17 protein-coding genes and 1 tRNA gene are annotated in these 15,344 nt (G+C 45.3%); 11 read left to right on the forward strand and 7 right to left on the reverse strand.

Features of this window, described 5'->3' with window-relative positions; translation table 11 throughout:
* Position 1 precedes the first annotated feature (1 nt).
* Positions 2-982, reverse strand: a complete 981-nt coding sequence (locus NHB35_RS04475; RefSeq protein WP_353433196.1) for a tripartite tricarboxylate transporter substrate binding protein — start codon at positions 980-982, stop codon at positions 2-4.
* A gap of 118 nt (positions 983-1,100) precedes the next feature.
* Here NHB35_RS04475 and NHB35_RS04480 point away from each other — a divergent pair, with 118 nt between their 5' ends.
* From NHB35_RS04480 to NHB35_RS04490, 3 genes are read left to right on the forward strand one after another with little or no spacing between them, the layout of a single operon-like run.
* Positions 1,101-2,417, forward strand: coding sequence for an aspartate aminotransferase family protein (locus NHB35_RS04480; protein ID WP_353433197.1), 1,317 nt, complete (start codon positions 1,101-1,103; stop codon positions 2,415-2,417).
* A gap of 49 nt (positions 2,418-2,466) precedes the next feature.
* Positions 2,467-3,342 carry an isocitrate lyase/PEP mutase family protein gene (locus tag NHB35_RS04485; protein ID WP_353433198.1) on the forward strand — a complete coding sequence of 292 codons (876 nt, stop codon included), beginning with the start codon at positions 2,467-2,469 and terminating at the stop codon, positions 3,340-3,342.
* A gap of 10 nt (positions 3,343-3,352) precedes the next feature.
* Positions 3,353-4,330: a tripartite tricarboxylate transporter substrate binding protein gene (locus tag NHB35_RS04490; RefSeq protein WP_353433199.1), complete on the forward strand. Its 978-nt coding sequence runs from the start codon at positions 3,353-3,355 to the stop codon at positions 4,328-4,330.
* A gap of 13 nt (positions 4,331-4,343) precedes the next feature.
* On the opposite strand, the gene NHB35_RS04495 is transcribed toward NHB35_RS04490, so the two are convergent.
* Positions 4,344-5,072 (reverse strand): LrgB family protein, encoded by a 729-nt coding sequence (locus tag NHB35_RS04495; RefSeq protein ID WP_353433200.1) that lies wholly within the window; start codon positions 5,070-5,072, stop codon positions 4,344-4,346.
* The gene (locus tag NHB35_RS04500) at positions 5,065-5,412 is read right to left on the reverse strand and encodes a CidA/LrgA family protein (RefSeq protein ID WP_353433201.1); all 348 of its coding nucleotides are present in this window, start codon (positions 5,410-5,412) and stop codon (positions 5,065-5,067) included. The genes NHB35_RS04495 and NHB35_RS04500 overlap by 8 nt, the downstream gene beginning before the upstream one ends.
* A gap of 136 nt (positions 5,413-5,548) precedes the next feature.
* Here NHB35_RS04500 and NHB35_RS04505 point away from each other — a divergent pair, with 136 nt between their 5' ends.
* From NHB35_RS04505 to soxA, 6 genes are read left to right on the forward strand one after another with little or no spacing between them, the layout of a single operon-like run.
* The gene (locus NHB35_RS04505) at positions 5,549-5,998 is read left to right on the forward strand and encodes a (2Fe-2S)-binding protein (protein ID WP_215317607.1); all 450 of its coding nucleotides are present in this window, start codon (positions 5,549-5,551) and stop codon (positions 5,996-5,998) included.
* 10 nt (positions 5,999-6,008) lie between these two features.
* Entirely contained in the window at positions 6,009-8,225 is a 2,217-nt protein-coding gene (locus NHB35_RS04510) for a molybdopterin cofactor-binding domain-containing protein (RefSeq protein WP_353433202.1), read from the forward strand.
* Between the two features lie 18 nt (positions 8,226-8,243).
* Positions 8,244-8,720: a sulfur oxidation c-type cytochrome SoxX gene (gene soxX / locus NHB35_RS04515; protein ID WP_353433203.1), complete on the forward strand. Its 477-nt coding sequence runs from the start codon at positions 8,244-8,246 to the stop codon at positions 8,718-8,720.
* 9 nt (positions 8,721-8,729) lie between these two features.
* Positions 8,730-9,194 carry a SoxY-related AACIE arm protein gene (locus tag NHB35_RS04520; RefSeq protein ID WP_353433204.1) on the forward strand — a complete coding sequence of 155 codons (465 nt, stop codon included), beginning with the start codon at positions 8,730-8,732 and terminating at the stop codon, positions 9,192-9,194.
* 10 nt (positions 9,195-9,204) lie between these two features.
* On the forward strand, positions 9,205-9,534 hold the full coding sequence (locus NHB35_RS04525) for a thiosulfate oxidation carrier complex protein SoxZ (RefSeq protein ID WP_353433205.1): 330 nt from the start codon (positions 9,205-9,207) through the stop codon (positions 9,532-9,534).
* Positions 9,531-10,313: a sulfur oxidation c-type cytochrome SoxA gene (gene soxA, locus NHB35_RS04530; RefSeq protein ID WP_353433206.1), complete on the forward strand. Its 783-nt coding sequence runs from the start codon at positions 9,531-9,533 to the stop codon at positions 10,311-10,313. The genes NHB35_RS04525 and soxA overlap by 4 nt, the downstream gene beginning before the upstream one ends.
* A 16-nt stretch (positions 10,314-10,329) precedes the next feature.
* Here the strand turns inward: soxA and purU are convergent, their stop codons facing one another.
* From purU to NHB35_RS04550, 4 genes are all read right to left on the reverse strand, one after another.
* Positions 10,330-11,184, reverse strand: coding sequence for a formyltetrahydrofolate deformylase (gene purU, locus NHB35_RS04535; RefSeq protein ID WP_353433207.1), 855 nt, complete (start codon positions 11,182-11,184; stop codon positions 10,330-10,332).
* A 78-nt stretch (positions 11,185-11,262) separates the two neighbouring features.
* Positions 11,263-11,619 carry a hypothetical protein gene (locus NHB35_RS04540; RefSeq protein ID WP_353433208.1) on the reverse strand — a complete coding sequence of 119 codons (357 nt, stop codon included), beginning with the start codon at positions 11,617-11,619 and terminating at the stop codon, positions 11,263-11,265.
* 14 nt (positions 11,620-11,633) lie between these two features.
* Positions 11,634-12,047: a surface-adhesin E family protein gene (locus tag NHB35_RS04545; protein ID WP_353433209.1), complete on the reverse strand. Its 414-nt coding sequence runs from the start codon at positions 12,045-12,047 to the stop codon at positions 11,634-11,636.
* Between the two features lie 99 nt (positions 12,048-12,146).
* On the reverse strand, positions 12,147-14,609 hold the full coding sequence (locus NHB35_RS04550; RefSeq protein ID WP_353433210.1) for a penicillin acylase family protein: 2,463 nt from the start codon (positions 14,607-14,609) through the stop codon (positions 12,147-12,149).
* 135 nt (positions 14,610-14,744) lie between these two features.
* Between NHB35_RS04550 and NHB35_RS04555 the strand changes: the two genes are divergently transcribed.
* A tRNA-Leu gene (locus NHB35_RS04555) sits at positions 14,745-14,832 on the forward strand.
* 27 nt (positions 14,833-14,859) lie between these two features.
* Complete coding sequence (locus tag NHB35_RS04560) at positions 14,860-15,333, forward strand: hypothetical protein (RefSeq protein ID WP_353433211.1); 474 nt, start codon at positions 14,860-14,862, stop codon at positions 15,331-15,333.
* Positions 15,334-15,344 lie beyond the last annotated feature (11 nt).

Consider the following 15,344-nt stretch of genomic DNA (forward strand, 5'->3'; position numbering starts at 1 on the left):
TTTAATCAACTTTGACATTGGCAGACTTTACTACTTTCTCCCATTTATTTGCTTCATTTGTAGTAATTTCAGCAAGCTTCTCAGAATTGGCAAATTGCGGATGAATGCCTTGAGCGGCCATGCGTGTTTTGAAATCAGGATTCGTCAATATCTTGCGAATTTCACGTTCAAGCTTGGCAACAATAGCGGGCGATGTACCTTTTGGAACATAGACTGCATAAAAGTTTTCAACATCAAATGATTTCATGCCGTCCTGGCCTAAGGTGGGCACGTTTGGCATAAGAGGGGATCGGTCAGCAGCTGCAATGGCAATCGGGCGTAATTTACCGCTTTGAATATGTGGTAAGGAGGCGGTCACGCTATCAAACATCATCAAGGTATTGCCGGCTATTAGATCGGGCAGAGCGAAGCTACTACCTTTATAAGGAATATGGGTTCCACTGGCGCCAATGCGCTCCATAAACATAGTTGATTCCAAGTGCGAAAGACTTCCGTTGCCTTGAGAAGCGTAATTAAAATTTCCTTTTTTAGATTTAATAAATGCAATCAGCTCAGGAAGGTTCTTTGCAGGAACGGTTGGGTTGATCACGATCAAATGTGGAACGGCGCCTATTAATGCAACTGGAACAAAATCTTTTTGTAAGTCAGCAGGAGGATTTTTAAATAGCGCCGAAGATATTGACTGATTGGTAAGGGCGCTAATATGAATCGTATAGCCATCTGGTGCAGCCTTTGCTGCCGCTTGAAGACCAATCATTCCACCCGCGCCTGGTTTGTTGTCAACTACAACGGATTGACCCAAAGCTTCTGCTAGTGGAGCGGTGACACTTCTAGCAAAAATGTCAGTGGAGCCACCAGCAGGAAAGGACACTATCGCAACGATGGGTTTCTTGGGCCAATCGGTTTCATTTGCAGCAAAAACAGATCCGCATAAGCCTGCAAAGATGCCAATACTTAATAGAAGAGATTTGGTTAAGGTCATTTCAGATTCCGCTAATTCAATGGGTAATATAGTATTAGATATTCCAATATAACTAAATATAGAAAACTTCAGAGACAGCAAAATGAGTGCAAGCAATAAAACCTTAAAGGGAGTGGATATGTCAGCATATTGGCTGCCATTCACGCCCAATCGATATTTTCACCAACATCCCAAGATCATGCAGTCCGCAAAGGGAGCTTACTACTACGATGATCATGGGCGTAAGCTCTTTGATGGCCTGTCTGGTCTTTGGTGCTCACCTTTGGGGCATGCTGATCCACGTATTGGTGCGGCGATATCTAAACAATATGAAACGATGGATTATTGCCCCGCATTTCAGATGGCAAGCGAAGAAACCTTTCGCCTAGCAACTCGTATTGCAGACATGGCTCCGAAAGGTTTGGACAAAGTCTTTTTTACAAACTCGGGTTCAGAGGCTGTTGATACTGCCTTAAAGATTGCTATTGGATATCACCGTGTGATGGGCAATGCCTCTCGCATTCGCATGATTGGTCGGGATCGTGCCTACCATGGCGTTGGTATGGGTGGTATTTCGGTTGGGGGAATGGTTGCCAATCGCAAAATGTTTGCCAGCATGATGATGCCCGGTGTCGATCATTTACCGCACACACTAAACCTTTCTCAGATGGCTTTTTCAAAAGGGATGCCAACTTGGGGTGCTCACCTAGCTGATGAGTTAGAAAAGATCGTTGCCTTGCATGATGCCAATACGATTGCAGCAGTAATTTTGGAGCCTGTGCAGGGTTCAACGGGTGTGATAGTGCCCCCACAAGGTTATCTTCAAAAAATTCGTGAGATTTGTACTAAACATGGCATCTTATTGATCTTTGATGAAGTGATTACCGGCTTTGGTCGTCTAGGCGCTAATTTTGGCGCAGATCGATTTGGTGTAGTTCCAGACATGATTACTTTTGCCAAGGCGATTACTAATGGTGTGATTCCATTAGGTGGGGTGATTGTTCGTGGCGATATCTATGACAGCATCATTGCCAATGGTGGACAAGAGCAGGCAATTGAATTCTTCCATGGTTATACCTATTCAGGACACCCGATACCAACTGCTGCAGGACATGCGGTGCTCGATATATTTGAGTCGGATGATTTAGTGAATCGCGCAAAGACTTTAGAGCCCGTTCTAGAAAACGGCTTGCACGCCATGAAAGGAAAATTAGGCTTATTGGATATTCGAAACTTTGGACTATCTGGAGCGATAGAGCTTGAGCCTATTGCAGGTAAGCCGGGCTTACGAGCCCTTAAGGTTTTAGAGGCCTGCATTGAGCGTGGCGCACTAGTGCGAGTAGCGGGCGATGTGATTGCTGTAGGCCCACCATTTATTTCAGAGCCAAAAGAAGTGGAATTTCTCTGTAGCGTTCTTGGCGATGCAGTTGATGCTGCAATGAAAATCAATTCTTAAATAACTAAATACAAAGTAATTCAACTAGAGATGGATCGATAGGTGACACATGAGCAAGCAGCGAATTGAATATAACCAGCGCCTAAGTAAACCGGGATTGATTGTTGCCCCCGGTGTTTATGAAATGGTCTCATTGCGTTTAGCAGACCGCATGGGCTTTGATGCACTTTATATGACCGGTTATGGCACTGTTGCTTCTTTGCTAGGTTTGCCGGATGCAGGCATAGCAACTTATACAGAAATGGTTGGGAGAGTAAACACCATGGCAGGTATGGCTAAAACGCCCTTAATTGCTGATGGTGATACTGGTTACGGTGGATTGCTTAATGTTCGCCACACTATTCGTGGGTATGAAGCTGCAGGTGCAGTAGCTATTCAACTAGAAGACCAGGAGTTTCCAAAAAAATGTGGGCACACCCCTGGGCGCAGAGTGATTCCCATGGAGGATATGGTGAAAAAAATTGAGGTCGCCGTAACCTCTCGAAGTGACCCAAACTTCAAAATTATTGCCAGAACTGATGCCAGGACAACACTAGGTTTGGATGAGGCATTGCGCCGAGGCGAGGCATATGCTCGTGCAGGGGCTGACATTCTTTTTATTGAGTCCCCCGAAACACAAGATGAGATGAGAAAAATCGGCCAGACCTTTCCAGATCATCCATTGATAGCTAATATGGTTGAGAAGGGTAGAACCCCCGTTTTATCCAAGGTGGAACTCGAGCAGCTCGGTTACAAGATTGCGATTTTTCCAGTGACGGCCTTGCTGGCCTCTGTACAAGCAATGACTGGCGTCTATAAGCACTTTAAAGACTCTGGTTCATCTATTAACAATCCCGTTGATTTGTTTGACTTCGGTGAATTATCAAAACTAATGGGTTTTGAAGATGTATGGGAATTTGAAAAACGATTTGTAGAAGTTAAATAAGGGGCTTTCTATGAAATGTATTCCTAAGTTTCTAACGGTATTTTTTCTGTTTGGCTCGCTTCTGGCAACAAATAGCTATGCGCAAGCAAATTACCCCAATCGCCCAATTCGTTTAATTATTCCTTTTACACCCGGCGGCGTAACCGATACATCAGGCCGTTTTATAGCTGAACAGTTGTCATTAAAGCTTGGGCAGCAAGTGATTGCCGACAACAAACCAGGCGCCTCTGGAAATATCGGCACCCAAATGGTTGCGACTGCAGAACCTGATGGCTACACTTTATTGCTCGGGTATGCGGGAACGCTATCGATTAATCCATCTTTGTTTGATAAGGTTCCTTTTGACAGCGTTAAAGACTTTAGCCCCATTGGAAAAATTGGTGATGCTATCTTAATCATCGTTGCTAATAATGATTTCCCAGGTAAGACCCTGGGGGATGTGATTGCGATTTCGAAAAAAGATCGCAACGGTCTTTCATATGGAACATCAGGATCAGGTGGAACACCGCATATTGCCGGTGAATTATTTAAGCAAAAGACTGGCGCCAATCTCGTGCATGTTCCCTACAAAGGGGGTGGTCAGGCATTACTAGATTTATTGGGAGGCAATATTCCATTGGTGTACACGGCTGTTGCCGGAGCAAACCAATACGTTGCCACTGGAAGAATTAAAGCGATTGCAGTGTCGAGTGCAAAACGTAGTCCCAGCATGCCTGATGTACCAACTTTTATAGAAAGTGGAGTTAAGGATTTTGTGATTGATGACTGGGTTGGATTGCTGGCACCAGCAAAGACACCCAAACCAATCATTAATAAACTGAATCAAGCCTTAAATGAGATATTGAATTCTCCTGAGGGTAGAGCAAAACTATTATCGATGGGCATCTTCCCTTCGCCCGGTACCCCTGAAAAGTTTGGGGATCAAATTAAGGGTGACCTGATTCGGTTTGCGCCTATTGTGAAGGCGGCTCAGATTAAAACTGAGTAGTTTTAGCGGTCTCTCAACGATTCAATATGTGATAAATGATGGGAATGGCAACGGCGCTAATAACGCCATTCATTCCCATCGCCAAACTTGCATAGGTTCCCGCTTCTGGGTGAATACTAAAAGCACGTGAGGTACCGATGCCATGAGCACCGATACCAATTGCAAATCCTCGTTGCCACCATGCTTTCATACCAAGCGCATTTAAAACAAATGGCGCTAGGATTGCACCCAGTATTCCAGTGCTGACTGCAAAGATAGCAGTTAGTGTTGGCGAAACATTGATTCTTTCTGCAATACCCATTGCAATCGGCGCAGTCACAGACTTGGGATACATGGCTCCAGTGATGCTGTTATCAGCCCCAAGGAGGGTAGCAATACCTACCGCACTCACAATAGACACCAAGCCGCCCGTGCACAGCGAAGCCAATAGGGGAATGGAGCGACCTTTAAGACTGTTCAGGCCTCGGTAGATTGGGATTGCAAGTGATACTGTTGCTGAGCCTAATAAGAAGTGAATAAATTGCGCACCTTCAAAATAACTTGAATAGGGCATATCAATCAGTTGGATGATGCTAGCCACAATCAAAATTGCAATCGCCACAGGATTGGCCAATGGATTTTGTTTTGAGTGCTTATAGATAGTTAACCCAATTTGATAGGCTGCCAAGGTAATAAAGAGTGCGAATAGGGGGCTACCGGATAGGTATACCCAAATTTCTACGATGGAATGCTTCTCACTCATGATTTTCTTTCTTGCTCAGAAAGCGAACAACGACAGCGCTAGAGCCTATCGTGAGGATGACGCTACCAATGAGTGCTGTAATGATCGCAAAGGCGTTTGCCTTGAGTTGCGGCAGAAATAGAACCACCCCGACAGCGGCAGGTACAAATAAGAGGCCAAGGTATTGACTAAAAGTGTCTGCTACAGCTGCCAGCTCCGCATTGATGCCTTTGCGTATGACAAGCCAGCAAACTAATAGAACTAGCCCAATAACTGGGCCTGGGAGGGTGGGTAGAAGGAACTTAGAAACCAGCTCACCAAGGCTTTGAAAGAGGAGGATTTGAACTAGGCCAAAAATCATGAATTGATATTACAGGCTCTCATTTATGTTGCATAGCAATAAATTAATTCTTGTTTAAGATAAGAGCACAAAAGCGAAGGGGTTAATCCCCTCATTTATTAAAACGAATACAAAAAGAGACCAATAGGAGACCGTAATGGCCGATTTAAATGTCAATGGCAAAAAATACAAAGTGGACGTTGATCCAGATACTCCATTGCTATGGGTAATACGAGAACAAATCGGCTTAACTGGCACCAAGTATGGTTGCGGTGTTGGTCAATGTGGTGCATGCACTGTGTTGTTTGAGGGCCAAGCAGTACGTAGCTGCTCCTTGCCGGTTGCTGCAGCTGAAGGTAAAAAAATTGAAACGATTGAGAGTCTTGAGAAGAGCGGACAGCTCTCTAAAGTTCAAAAAGCTTGGGTTGATAATCAAGTGCCTCAGTGTGGCTACTGTCAATCTGGCATGGTGATGGCAACAACCGCATTGCTACGCAATAATCCAAAACCAACCGATGCTCAGATTGATGAGTCCATCACTAATATCTGCCGTTGCGGCACATTTCAACAAGTGCGCGCGGCCATTCATGCTGCTAGCAAGGCTTAAGGGGGTAATCATGACTAATGCAATTAATACTTCCCGCCGTCAGTTTGTTGTTGGTTCTAGCGCTATTGCTACGGGCTTAGCTATCGGTTTTGATTTAAGTTTTATGTCCAATGCCCATGCGGCTATGGGCACAGGCACTACTTCTATGGCACCTTTGGCTACTCCAGAGATTGGTGTATGGGTAGTGGTTAAGCCAAATGATGATGTTGTAGTTCGTATTGTTCGTTCTGAAATGGGTCAAGGCACGATTACTGGTTTGGCTCAGATGGTTGCTGAAGAGTTAGAGTGTGATTGGAAGAAGGTCAACTATGAGTATCCAAGCCCCGCTGAAAGTTTAAAGCGCAAAGCCGTATGGGGTAGTTACTCTACTGGTGGTAGCCGCGGCATTCGTACATCTGAGCAGTATGTACGCAAAGGTGGCGCAGCCGCCCGCATGATGTTAATTCAGGCGGCGGCGAATCAATGGAATGTCCCGGCCTCAGAGTGCGTTGCTGCTAACAGCGTGATTACCCATACTCCATCAGGACGCAAAACAACGTTTGGAAAAGTTTCTGTAGCGGCATCACAACTGCCAGTGCCAACAGAAGTTCCTTTAAAAGATCCAAAAGAGTGGAAACTCATTGGTAAATCAGTCAATCGTATTGATGGCGTCTCCGATAAGGTAACGGGTCGTCAGATATATGCAATTGACCTTAAGATGCCAGGCATGTTGGTTGCCAACATCAAAGAATCTCCTGTATTTGGTGGAAAGGTAAAGAGTTATGACGCCGCTAAAGCTCAGAGCATGAAAGGCGTAAAGAAGGTAGTGCAAGTTGGTGATTCAGCAGTTGCTGTGGTGGCTGATACTTTCTGGCAAGCTAAAACTGCTTTAGACCAAGTCAATATTGTTTGGGATAACGGCGCTAATGGCGATGTCTCAAGCGCCTCAATTAAGAAGATGCTTGAAGATGGCCTGAATGCAGATGATGCATTTGTTCATAACACTAACGGCGATGTTAAATCCGCTCTCTCTAATGCGTCTAAAAAGATAGAGGCAACTTATTTCTATCCATTCTTAAACCATGCAACGCTTGAGCCGCAAACAGCTACAGCAAAATGGACTCCGGATTCTTGTGAAGCTTGGGTGCCTACTCAAGACGGCGAGGCATCTTTGGCGGCAGTGATTGCAGCCTCTGGTTTGCCTGCTGAGAAATGTAACGTCTACAAAGTGAACCTTGGAGGCGGCTTTGGTCGTCGTGGCGCTTTCCAGGACTACACAACCCAGGCGGTGAACATTGCAAAACAAATGCCTGGTACGCCGATCAAGTTGATTTGGACTCGCGAAGAGGATATGACGCAAGGTCGTTACCATCCGGTGATGATGTGCAAGATGACAGCAGCGATCGATGACAAGAAAAATGTCACTGGTTTGAATATGCGTTTGTCAGGCCAGTCTATCTTGGCCGCAGTACGCCCAGCTGTTGTAGCTGCCAACAAAGGTAAAGATCCGTTGGCATTTCAAGGTCTCGACCCAAGTGGTGAACACGGTATTACCTATAGTTTCCCCAACTTGACGATTGATCATGCAATGCGTAATACCCATGTCCCACCAGGATTCTGGCGCGGTGTTAACGTCAATCAAAACGCCATTTTTATTGAAACCTTTATGGATGAATTGGCTGAAGCAACTGGTATGGATGCGGTGGAGTTCCGCCGTAAGCATATGAAGGACTTCCCAAGAGCAGAAGCGGTTTTGAATGCAGTTGCTGATGGCATTGGCTGGACCAAGCCTGCTGCCCCTGGTGTTTATCGTGGGGTTGCGCAGATGCGCTCATTCGGTAGCTACGTTGCAGCAGCATGTGAACTTTCTGTGAAGAATGGCAATGAAGTGAAGATTCATCGCATTGTTGCTGCTACCGATCCTGGTTATGTAGTGAACCCAGCACAAGTCAATCGTCAAGTATCTGGTTCTTTCGTGTACGGCCTATCTGCACTCTTTGAAGAAGAAATTACGATCGAGAAGGGCGCTGTTGTGCAGAAGAACTTTGATACCTTTAACTCGATTCGACTCTCGCAAATGCCAAAAGTCGAAACCATCATTATTCAGGGTGGCGGTAAAGATTGGGGCGGAGTTGGTGAGCCAACGATTGCGGTTGCTGCACCTGCGGTGCTCAATGCGATTTACCGTGCTACCGGCAAGCGTTACCGTACAGTGCCTCTGAAAAATAGTGGTATCAAGCTCGTTTAATCTGGAGAATTGCACTAGATGAGCAAGAGGGGCGTTCTAGCGATCATATTGCTAGGCGCCCTTAGTTTCTCTGGAGTATTGGCGCAACAAATAGTGGCGGGTCAGATTGAAAAGCCTCTGACTGCTACTCCCGGAGACGCACAGCATGGTCGTGCGATTGTCTTAAGTCGTCAAACAGGGCTATGCATTCTTTGTCATAGCGGACCTTTTCCAGAGGAGCGATTTCAGGGTAATTTAGCTCCCGATCTGGCTAGTAGTGTTGGCTCTTTGACTGCCCCACAACTGCGTGCCAGACTCGTCAATGCAAGTTATTTCAACCCCAATACCATCATGCCGTCTTATTACCGTACAGATCATTTAAATCGTGTAGCGAGTAAGTTTGCAGGCCAAACGATTTTAAGTGCGCAAGAAATAGAAGATGTTGTCGCCTTCCTATTAACCCTTCAAAATGTGAATCAACAAACAAAAACAATCAGCAATAAAAACACCTATTGAATTATGAAGATGCAATTAAGTCGCCGCCGTTGGTTAAAAAGTATTCAAAGTCTTAGTATTTTTGCTTTGGGCACTTGGTTTAGTCCTTTGAATGTGCTGGCCAAAAAGGAGGATGCAACAAAGGCCATACAAGAAATCACAGGAGGTAAGCCCATCATTGATGGCAAGGTGAAGTTAGTTATTCCGCCGCTTGTAGAAAACGGAAACTTAGTTGTTCTCAAGCTGAGCGTTGAGAGCCCAATGACTGCTAATGATTATGTTAAATCCGTTCACGTCATTGCAGAAGGCAACCCTTTGCCCAATATATTTACGGTGCACTTAACGCCGCGATCTGGAACTGCCAATATTACGACTCGTGTACGTTTGGCAGACAGCCAAACTGTGTGGGCAATCGCGCAAATGAGCGATGGCAGTTTTTATCAAGGCTCTGCTGAGACTTTGGTAACACTCTCAGCTTGTACAGAACTTGTGTGAAGGTTTGGATATGAGTAAAACATCACGCACTTCCATCACCATGCCAACCACTGCAAAGCAGGGTTCGATTATTGAGATTCGTGCAATAGCACAGCACGATATGGAGTCTGGTTTTCGATATACCGAAGGCGGTAAATTGATTCCTCGCGACATTATTCGGGAATTCACCTGCACCTATAACAATGTAGAAGTATTCAGGGCGGATTTTTATCCCGGTACTGGCGCTAACCCATTAATTATTTTCACTACTATTGCCACAGAGACGGGTAATTTGGAATTTAGATGGGTCGGTGATGATGGTTACGAAGCAATCAATCAAGCCCACATTACGGTTTCATGAGTATTTCAAAAAGCTGGGCTTTTGTATTTGGTCTCTTCTATTTCTTTGCTTCTGCAGGCAGTAGCGCGTCAGAGCTAAACAAATCAAAGCTTCAGTCTAGCTATGAACTGATGTCGGCTGAAAATAAAGCGATGCAAGACGATGCAAGCTTAAATCCAGCAATGTTCTGGGTTGGTGACGGCGAGGCCCTGTGGAATAAGCAATCTGAGAAAAATGGAAAATCATGTGCCAGTTGTCATGGTGATGCAAAAAAGTCGATGCGTGGAGTTGCCACCGCTTTCCCCAAAATGATGAAAGCCAAATTACAAACCCTAGAGGGGCAAATCAATCAATGCAGAACTCAGGCACAAGAACAAACGCCTCTGGCTTATGAGAGCAAAGACCTTCTTGCACTTACAGCATATATTGCATATCAGTCAAAAGGTTTGCCAATCGCTGTTCGCGAGACTCCTGAAAACAAAAGCGCTATGCAAAAAGGTCGCAAGACTTTTTACGAACGAATGGGGCAACTCAATTTATCCTGTGCTCAGTGTCATGAAGAGCGTGCGGGGCTTAAATTGGGCGGCGCAGTGATTCCACAAGGACATCCAAATGCATATCCAATCTACCGTTTGGAGTGGCAAACTCTGGGCTCTTTGCAGCGCCGTCTACGCAACTGTATGAGCGGTGTTAGGGCTCAACAGTTTGAGTATGGTTCTCCTGAGATGGCGCAGCTTGAGTTATTTCTAGCAGCGCGTGCACGCGGGCTTCCCCTGGAGTCTCCAGGGGTAAGGCCGTAGTGAAACAAAAAGCTAATTAATCAGAGAATACGACTGAGGTAGCGCCATTGATTAAGACGCGGTCGTGCAAGTAGTAGCGCAGAGCGCGTGAAAGAACGGTGCGCTCTAAATCGCGGCCCTTACGTACGAGGTCCTCTGGGGTATCGCCGTGAGTAACGCGAGTGACATCTTGCTCAATAATTGGACCTTCATCCAAATCGCTTGTAACAAAGTGCGCAGTTGCGCCAATCAGCTTAATACCGCGCGCGTGCGCCTGATGGTATGGCTTAGCCCCTTTAAAGCTAGGCAAGAAAGAGTGGTGTACGTTAATACAGCGGCCTGATAACTTAGTAGACAAGTCATCTGAGAGAATTTGCATATAGCGCGCCAAAATCACCATATCCACTTTCGATTCGGCAATGATGTCCAAAAGTTTTGCTTCTTGGGCAGGCTTGGTTTCAGGGGTTACTGGTAGGTGATAGAAGGGGATATCAGCAAAATCAATGCTGGCATAAACATCACGCGGGTGATTTGAAACAATGCCACAGATAATCATCGGCAGCTCGCCAATACGCCAGCGATAGAGAAGATCAACTAGACAATGATCTAATTTAGAGGCCATGATGAGAACGCGTTTCAGGTCTTTTACTGCACGTAGATTCCAAGTGAGCTCAAATCGTTTTGCGATTTCGGTAAAACCAGATCGCAAAGTATTGCCATCTGTTGGACAGCTAAAGCTAACGCGCATAAAGAAGCGTTTTGATGCTTTGTCATCAAACTGTTGCGCCTCTTCGATGTCGCCACCTGCTTGGAAGATATAAGTGGATACGGCGGCCACAATTCCAGGTTTGTTTGGGCAGGTTAGGGTGAGGTAATAGTTTTCAGTTGTCATCTTGAGAAGCGTAAATAGTGCTGGTAAACCCTGATTTTAGCCTTTACCAGTTGGTAATGACTACATTCAAAGCAATTATTACTTGCCAGGGTCTTTGGGTTGGTCGGCTGGGCCAGTAAGCGGTGAGCTTTTATCGATGACCTTAGGCATCACCACATCCTCACAGATAGGTTTGGGGCCAACAATATTGGTGAAGCTACACTCTTTTTTGGTAGCTGCCGATGCCACATGCTCTAAAGGCGATTTGCCTGTAGTAACAGTTGACGCCACACTGGTTGCAGTAACGGGGTTAGCTACCGCAACCGCTGCAACGCTAGTGCCGGCCGAACTTGCGGCTGCTGTACTGCTGGCACCAATCGCGGCGATTGGTGCGGCACAGCCAGGCAAGAAAATTGTGCTGATGAAGCAAAGTGCGGTAATCCAAAAAGCCCGCATACATCTAGCTTGTATTACTTAGCCACTTTACAGACAGAATTGAATACGCCAGCTGTCCAGCTTTCACTAACTACGGGCTCGTATTTGCTATCGGGAGTATTGCTCTCCGAGACTACTTTTCCAGAACCCTTGTTTCCAGAAAATTCTTTATAGGCAATAGGGCGATAGCTCACTGATGGACAATCATATTCATTTAAGCCAATGATGGAGCTAACGGCTTCTTTGTTAGTTGGATTGGTGCCCGGCTTTTTAAAGTCCAGCATAGAAATAATTTGAGTTTTCTCACCTTGCGTTTGTACAGTATCCAAATCGACATATACCGTCATGAGTGCATTAGAGCCTAATTCTTTCCATGCGGCATTAGCAGTTCCTTGTGCACCAATAAAAAGTGCTGAAGCAGTAAGCAAAGCCAAAAGAATGTTTTTCATTGATTTACCTTAAAAAATGAGCAATGCAACAAAACGTTAGCAAAACATTTAATGTATTTAGCATTTTATACAGCTATCACAGCTTTGCCATATAAGAGCTTACTTATTGCTTAACTCTAGAGTGCGAGCTGCCTTCTCTGGCTTCATTTGTAAGGGCAGGTACTCATTCTTAGCCCATAGAGAATTCATATTACGGTACCAAGGACTTTGAACCCAGCCAGACTGCCCAGCTTGATAAATAAAGAGCGACTTCTCAAGATCGGATAAGTCATAAATAGTACGCAGGCTTGGGGCCTGAAGCGTTTCATAAGGATTGTCTGAGCGCAATAATTCCAGGCGACCTACATTGACGGTATTACTATCTCCAGGAAACGGCGTACTGATATTAAATAGTTTTCCGATAAGAGGTACTTTGCTTAGTGGGCGATGCTCTGAAATAGCAATGTGAGCCTTACCCCATGACCAGGATTTTGGATCGTTTCCATATTGCTTGCTTAGATAGTCTAGTGCTTTATCGAGCGCTTGATCAGCTGAGTCCTGGCAGTTTTCAATATTTTGCGTTTTGGGATCGTCACACCAAGGGCTATCAGGATTTTTTAAAACACCTAGCAAGCCTCCTCGATAATTTTTATCGCCATAGGTTTGCGTGAAGATATAACCAAGTCTTGAAAAAACGTTACGCGTGAGTTGATCTGCCCAAGCATTAAAAATCAGGGCTGCTGAGCTATCTACTTTCATGTCGCCATTGAAGTCTTTGCTCATTTCCATAGCTTGATTTGCTAGTGGATGCTTTGATTTACTAGATTTAAATAAATCTAACAGTGGAAGCGAGCTTAAGGAGAGGGTGTCAGACTGCATTACCTTCATGTCGGCAAAACTATGGGTCTGCTTAGAATTAATGAGATCAACTATGCGATCGTAGCGAGCCGATAGATCCCAATCTCCAGTGAGCGGATTTGGGTCATTAGTAGCGATAATCCGTTGATTTGCCGTAGCAATCCAACCTTGCTCAGGATTATTAATGGCTGGCAAATGGTCAAATGGAACATATCCTGCCCAGTCATACTGCTTTTCCCAGCCAAGCGCAGGTGCTACGCCATATAAACCCTGGTGAATGACTCGTTTAGGTGCAACACCAGCGGCTTGATAAGAAATGTTTTCATCCACATCAGCCATCACCACGTTTTGCATGGGTGCGTAATTCTTATGTAAGGCTGCTTTAAAAGAATCCAAATCTTTGGCGCGGTTCATTTCAAGTAAACCGACCACGGATTGATTTTCTTGATCCAGCGCAGTCCAGCGAAGAGCCAGTGCATATCGATCGGTATCAATGAGCCGTTTCACTCGTGCATATGAGTCTGAAATTACGGGCCCATGCCGCGTTTCTTTCACAATAAAAGTGAGTGGGGCTGAATCCTTGATATCAATGATTTCTTGACGCACCGTGAAAGGCAGCATGCCATTTGGGCCGCGATACATTCCTGGATTATTGGGGTCCACTTGTTCAAGATAAGTGTCTTGGACATCGGGGTTAGTGTTCGTAAAGCTCCATGCATACTTTTCAGCTCTACCAAGCACAATTGCTGGAATGCCAGGTAGGGTGCCGCCAATCACATTGAGTCCTGGGGCATCAAGATGCGCAAAATACCAGATAGCTGGTGCCGATAAGCCTAGATGCGGATCATTGGCTAAGAGGGGCTTGCCAGTTTCGGTAAGTTTCCCGCTTAATGCCCAATTATTAGAACCAATGCCATCCTTACCACCTGGAAGATCAACGTGGGTAAGCTCGGTGGCTGGTAGTTTTTTGGATTTATTATTGGCTGGCCCGGTCTGTGCGTTAAATACATCGAGCTCTTTATAGAGTTTGGCAAAGTCCGTTGTAGTGAGAGTCTCACCATTGGGCTGAAAGGATGGCATTACCTCCCAGATTTGTTTGGTGCTGAGATATTGCGATAGCTCTAAACGTTGCAATTCTTTTTGCCAATTACCCCCAAGGTCATACGCCATCATCAGCATCCAGGCTACGCTATCAGTAGGCGACCAATGCCCTGGTTTAGAGCCTGTTAAAAAATACTCCACCGGTAGTGCCCAACCCAAGTTAGCGTTACCAGCGTTGACACCATCTGAGTATGCTTGAAGTAATCTTTTTGCGGCAACTGGATATTTGTCAAATTGTTTTTCGGCTGCACGCTTTATGCCAAGAGTCCGAATGAATCTATCAATATTGACCGTTTCAGAACCCAGAATTTCAGAGAGTCGCCCGCTAGCGATGCGGCGATTCATTTCTAGTTGCCAAGAGCGCTCAGTTGCGTGAAGGTAACCTAATGCAAACAAGGCATCAGTTTGGCTTTTAGCTTTGATATGAGGGATGCCGGTTTCATCAAAGGAGATAACAACAGAATCGCCCAAGCTTTTGATGGTTCTTTTCCCAGAGGGGTTGGATTGGGCTGAATATAGGTAAGCAATAACAATTGCCAGCATCATCAATATGGCACCCCCAGCAATCCAACGAAGCGGTCGTAAGAGTTTGTAAATGCCAGCCATCTTTCTCTGAGAATTCATATAAATATTTTAATGTTTTTGGGCGGTATGCCAGTAAGTCTTAAGTGCTATGGGTCACCTTGGGCTGTTTCTGGCGCACATGCTAAAATTTGGGCTGTCTTGATTTACATAGCGCGGCAATAATTGCTTGTGCGAGCCCGGGTGGTGAAATCGGTAGACACACAGGATTTAAAATCCTGCGACCTAAACAGTCGTGCCGGTTCGATTCCGGCCCCGGGCACCAAATCCAAATTCCTTGTATTCATTTCTTATGAATCTGATCAAAATCCTCGTTTGTCTTTGCCTGTATTCAATCTCTGCATTAGCGTGGTCGATTGATGTCATGGAGTTTCGTTGTACAAGAAAAGAAAAGGATTACACGGAAGAGTACGATATGAAAATTACCTTGGCCTCAGGTAGTCAAAAAGCTAAGGTATATCTAGATGATCGAGATTTGGATCGTTCCGATGAATTCGGCAAACAAGTAGTCAAGAGTGTGACTTTGGCTAGACCTAATATTGTGATTTCGATTGAGGCGAGTTTCGAGCCAGAAAAGGTGATGGATATTTCTTATCCAGCGGGAACAGTTTCAACGCAAATGACGCTAGACCCAATTACAGGAAAGTTAAAAAAAGTAGAAAAAATTCAAGGTGGCATTTTGGGTGCCACCATTGGCAATGGCACGCAAGTTACCGAAGAGAATTGTGCGCTAACGAAGATGCCTTACCGAGTCACCAGCAAATAAGCTGCAGACTT

It is taken from the genome of Polynucleobacter sp. MWH-UH23A (assembly GCF_040409805.1).
In the GTDB taxonomy this organism is placed as follows: domain Bacteria; phylum Pseudomonadota; class Gammaproteobacteria; order Burkholderiales; family Burkholderiaceae; genus Polynucleobacter.

Bases quoted from the DNA above. Each gene is read 5' to 3' on its own strand.
- NHB35_RS04475 (WP_353433196.1), bottom strand. From the start codon at position 982: ATGACCTTAACCAAATCTCTTCTATTAAGTATTGGCATCTTTGCAGGC.
- NHB35_RS04480 (WP_353433197.1), top strand. From the start codon at position 1,101: ATGTCAGCATATTGGCTGCCATTCACGCCCAATCGATATTTTCACCAA.
- NHB35_RS04485 (WP_353433198.1), top strand. From the start codon at position 2,467: ATGAGCAAGCAGCGAATTGAATATAACCAGCGCCTAAGTAAACCGGGA.
- NHB35_RS04490 (WP_353433199.1), top strand. From the start codon at position 3,353: ATGAAATGTATTCCTAAGTTTCTAACGGTATTTTTTCTGTTTGGCTCG.
- NHB35_RS04495 (WP_353433200.1), bottom strand. From the start codon at position 5,072: ATGAGTGAGAAGCATTCCATCGTAGAAATTTGGGTATACCTATCCGGT.
- NHB35_RS04500 (WP_353433201.1), bottom strand. From the start codon at position 5,412: ATGATTTTTGGCCTAGTTCAAATCCTCCTCTTTCAAAGCCTTGGTGAG.
- NHB35_RS04505 (WP_215317607.1), top strand. From the start codon at position 5,549: ATGGCCGATTTAAATGTCAATGGCAAAAAATACAAAGTGGACGTTGAT.
- NHB35_RS04510 (WP_353433202.1), top strand. From the start codon at position 6,009: ATGACTAATGCAATTAATACTTCCCGCCGTCAGTTTGTTGTTGGTTCT.
- soxX (WP_353433203.1), top strand. From the start codon at position 8,244: ATGAGCAAGAGGGGCGTTCTAGCGATCATATTGCTAGGCGCCCTTAGT.
- NHB35_RS04520 (WP_353433204.1), top strand. From the start codon at position 8,730: ATGCAATTAAGTCGCCGCCGTTGGTTAAAAAGTATTCAAAGTCTTAGT.
- NHB35_RS04525 (WP_353433205.1), top strand. From the start codon at position 9,205: ATGAGTAAAACATCACGCACTTCCATCACCATGCCAACCACTGCAAAG.
- soxA (WP_353433206.1), top strand. From the start codon at position 9,531: ATGAGTATTTCAAAAAGCTGGGCTTTTGTATTTGGTCTCTTCTATTTC.
- purU (WP_353433207.1), bottom strand. From the start codon at position 11,184: ATGACAACTGAAAACTATTACCTCACCCTAACCTGCCCAAACAAACCT.
- NHB35_RS04540 (WP_353433208.1), bottom strand. From the start codon at position 11,619: ATGCGGGCTTTTTGGATTACCGCACTTTGCTTCATCAGCACAATTTTC.
- NHB35_RS04545 (WP_353433209.1), bottom strand. From the start codon at position 12,047: ATGAAAAACATTCTTTTGGCTTTGCTTACTGCTTCAGCACTTTTTATT.
- NHB35_RS04550 (WP_353433210.1), bottom strand. From the start codon at position 14,609: ATGAATTCTCAGAGAAAGATGGCTGGCATTTACAAACTCTTACGACCG.
- NHB35_RS04560 (WP_353433211.1), top strand. From the start codon at position 14,860: ATGAATCTGATCAAAATCCTCGTTTGTCTTTGCCTGTATTCAATCTCT.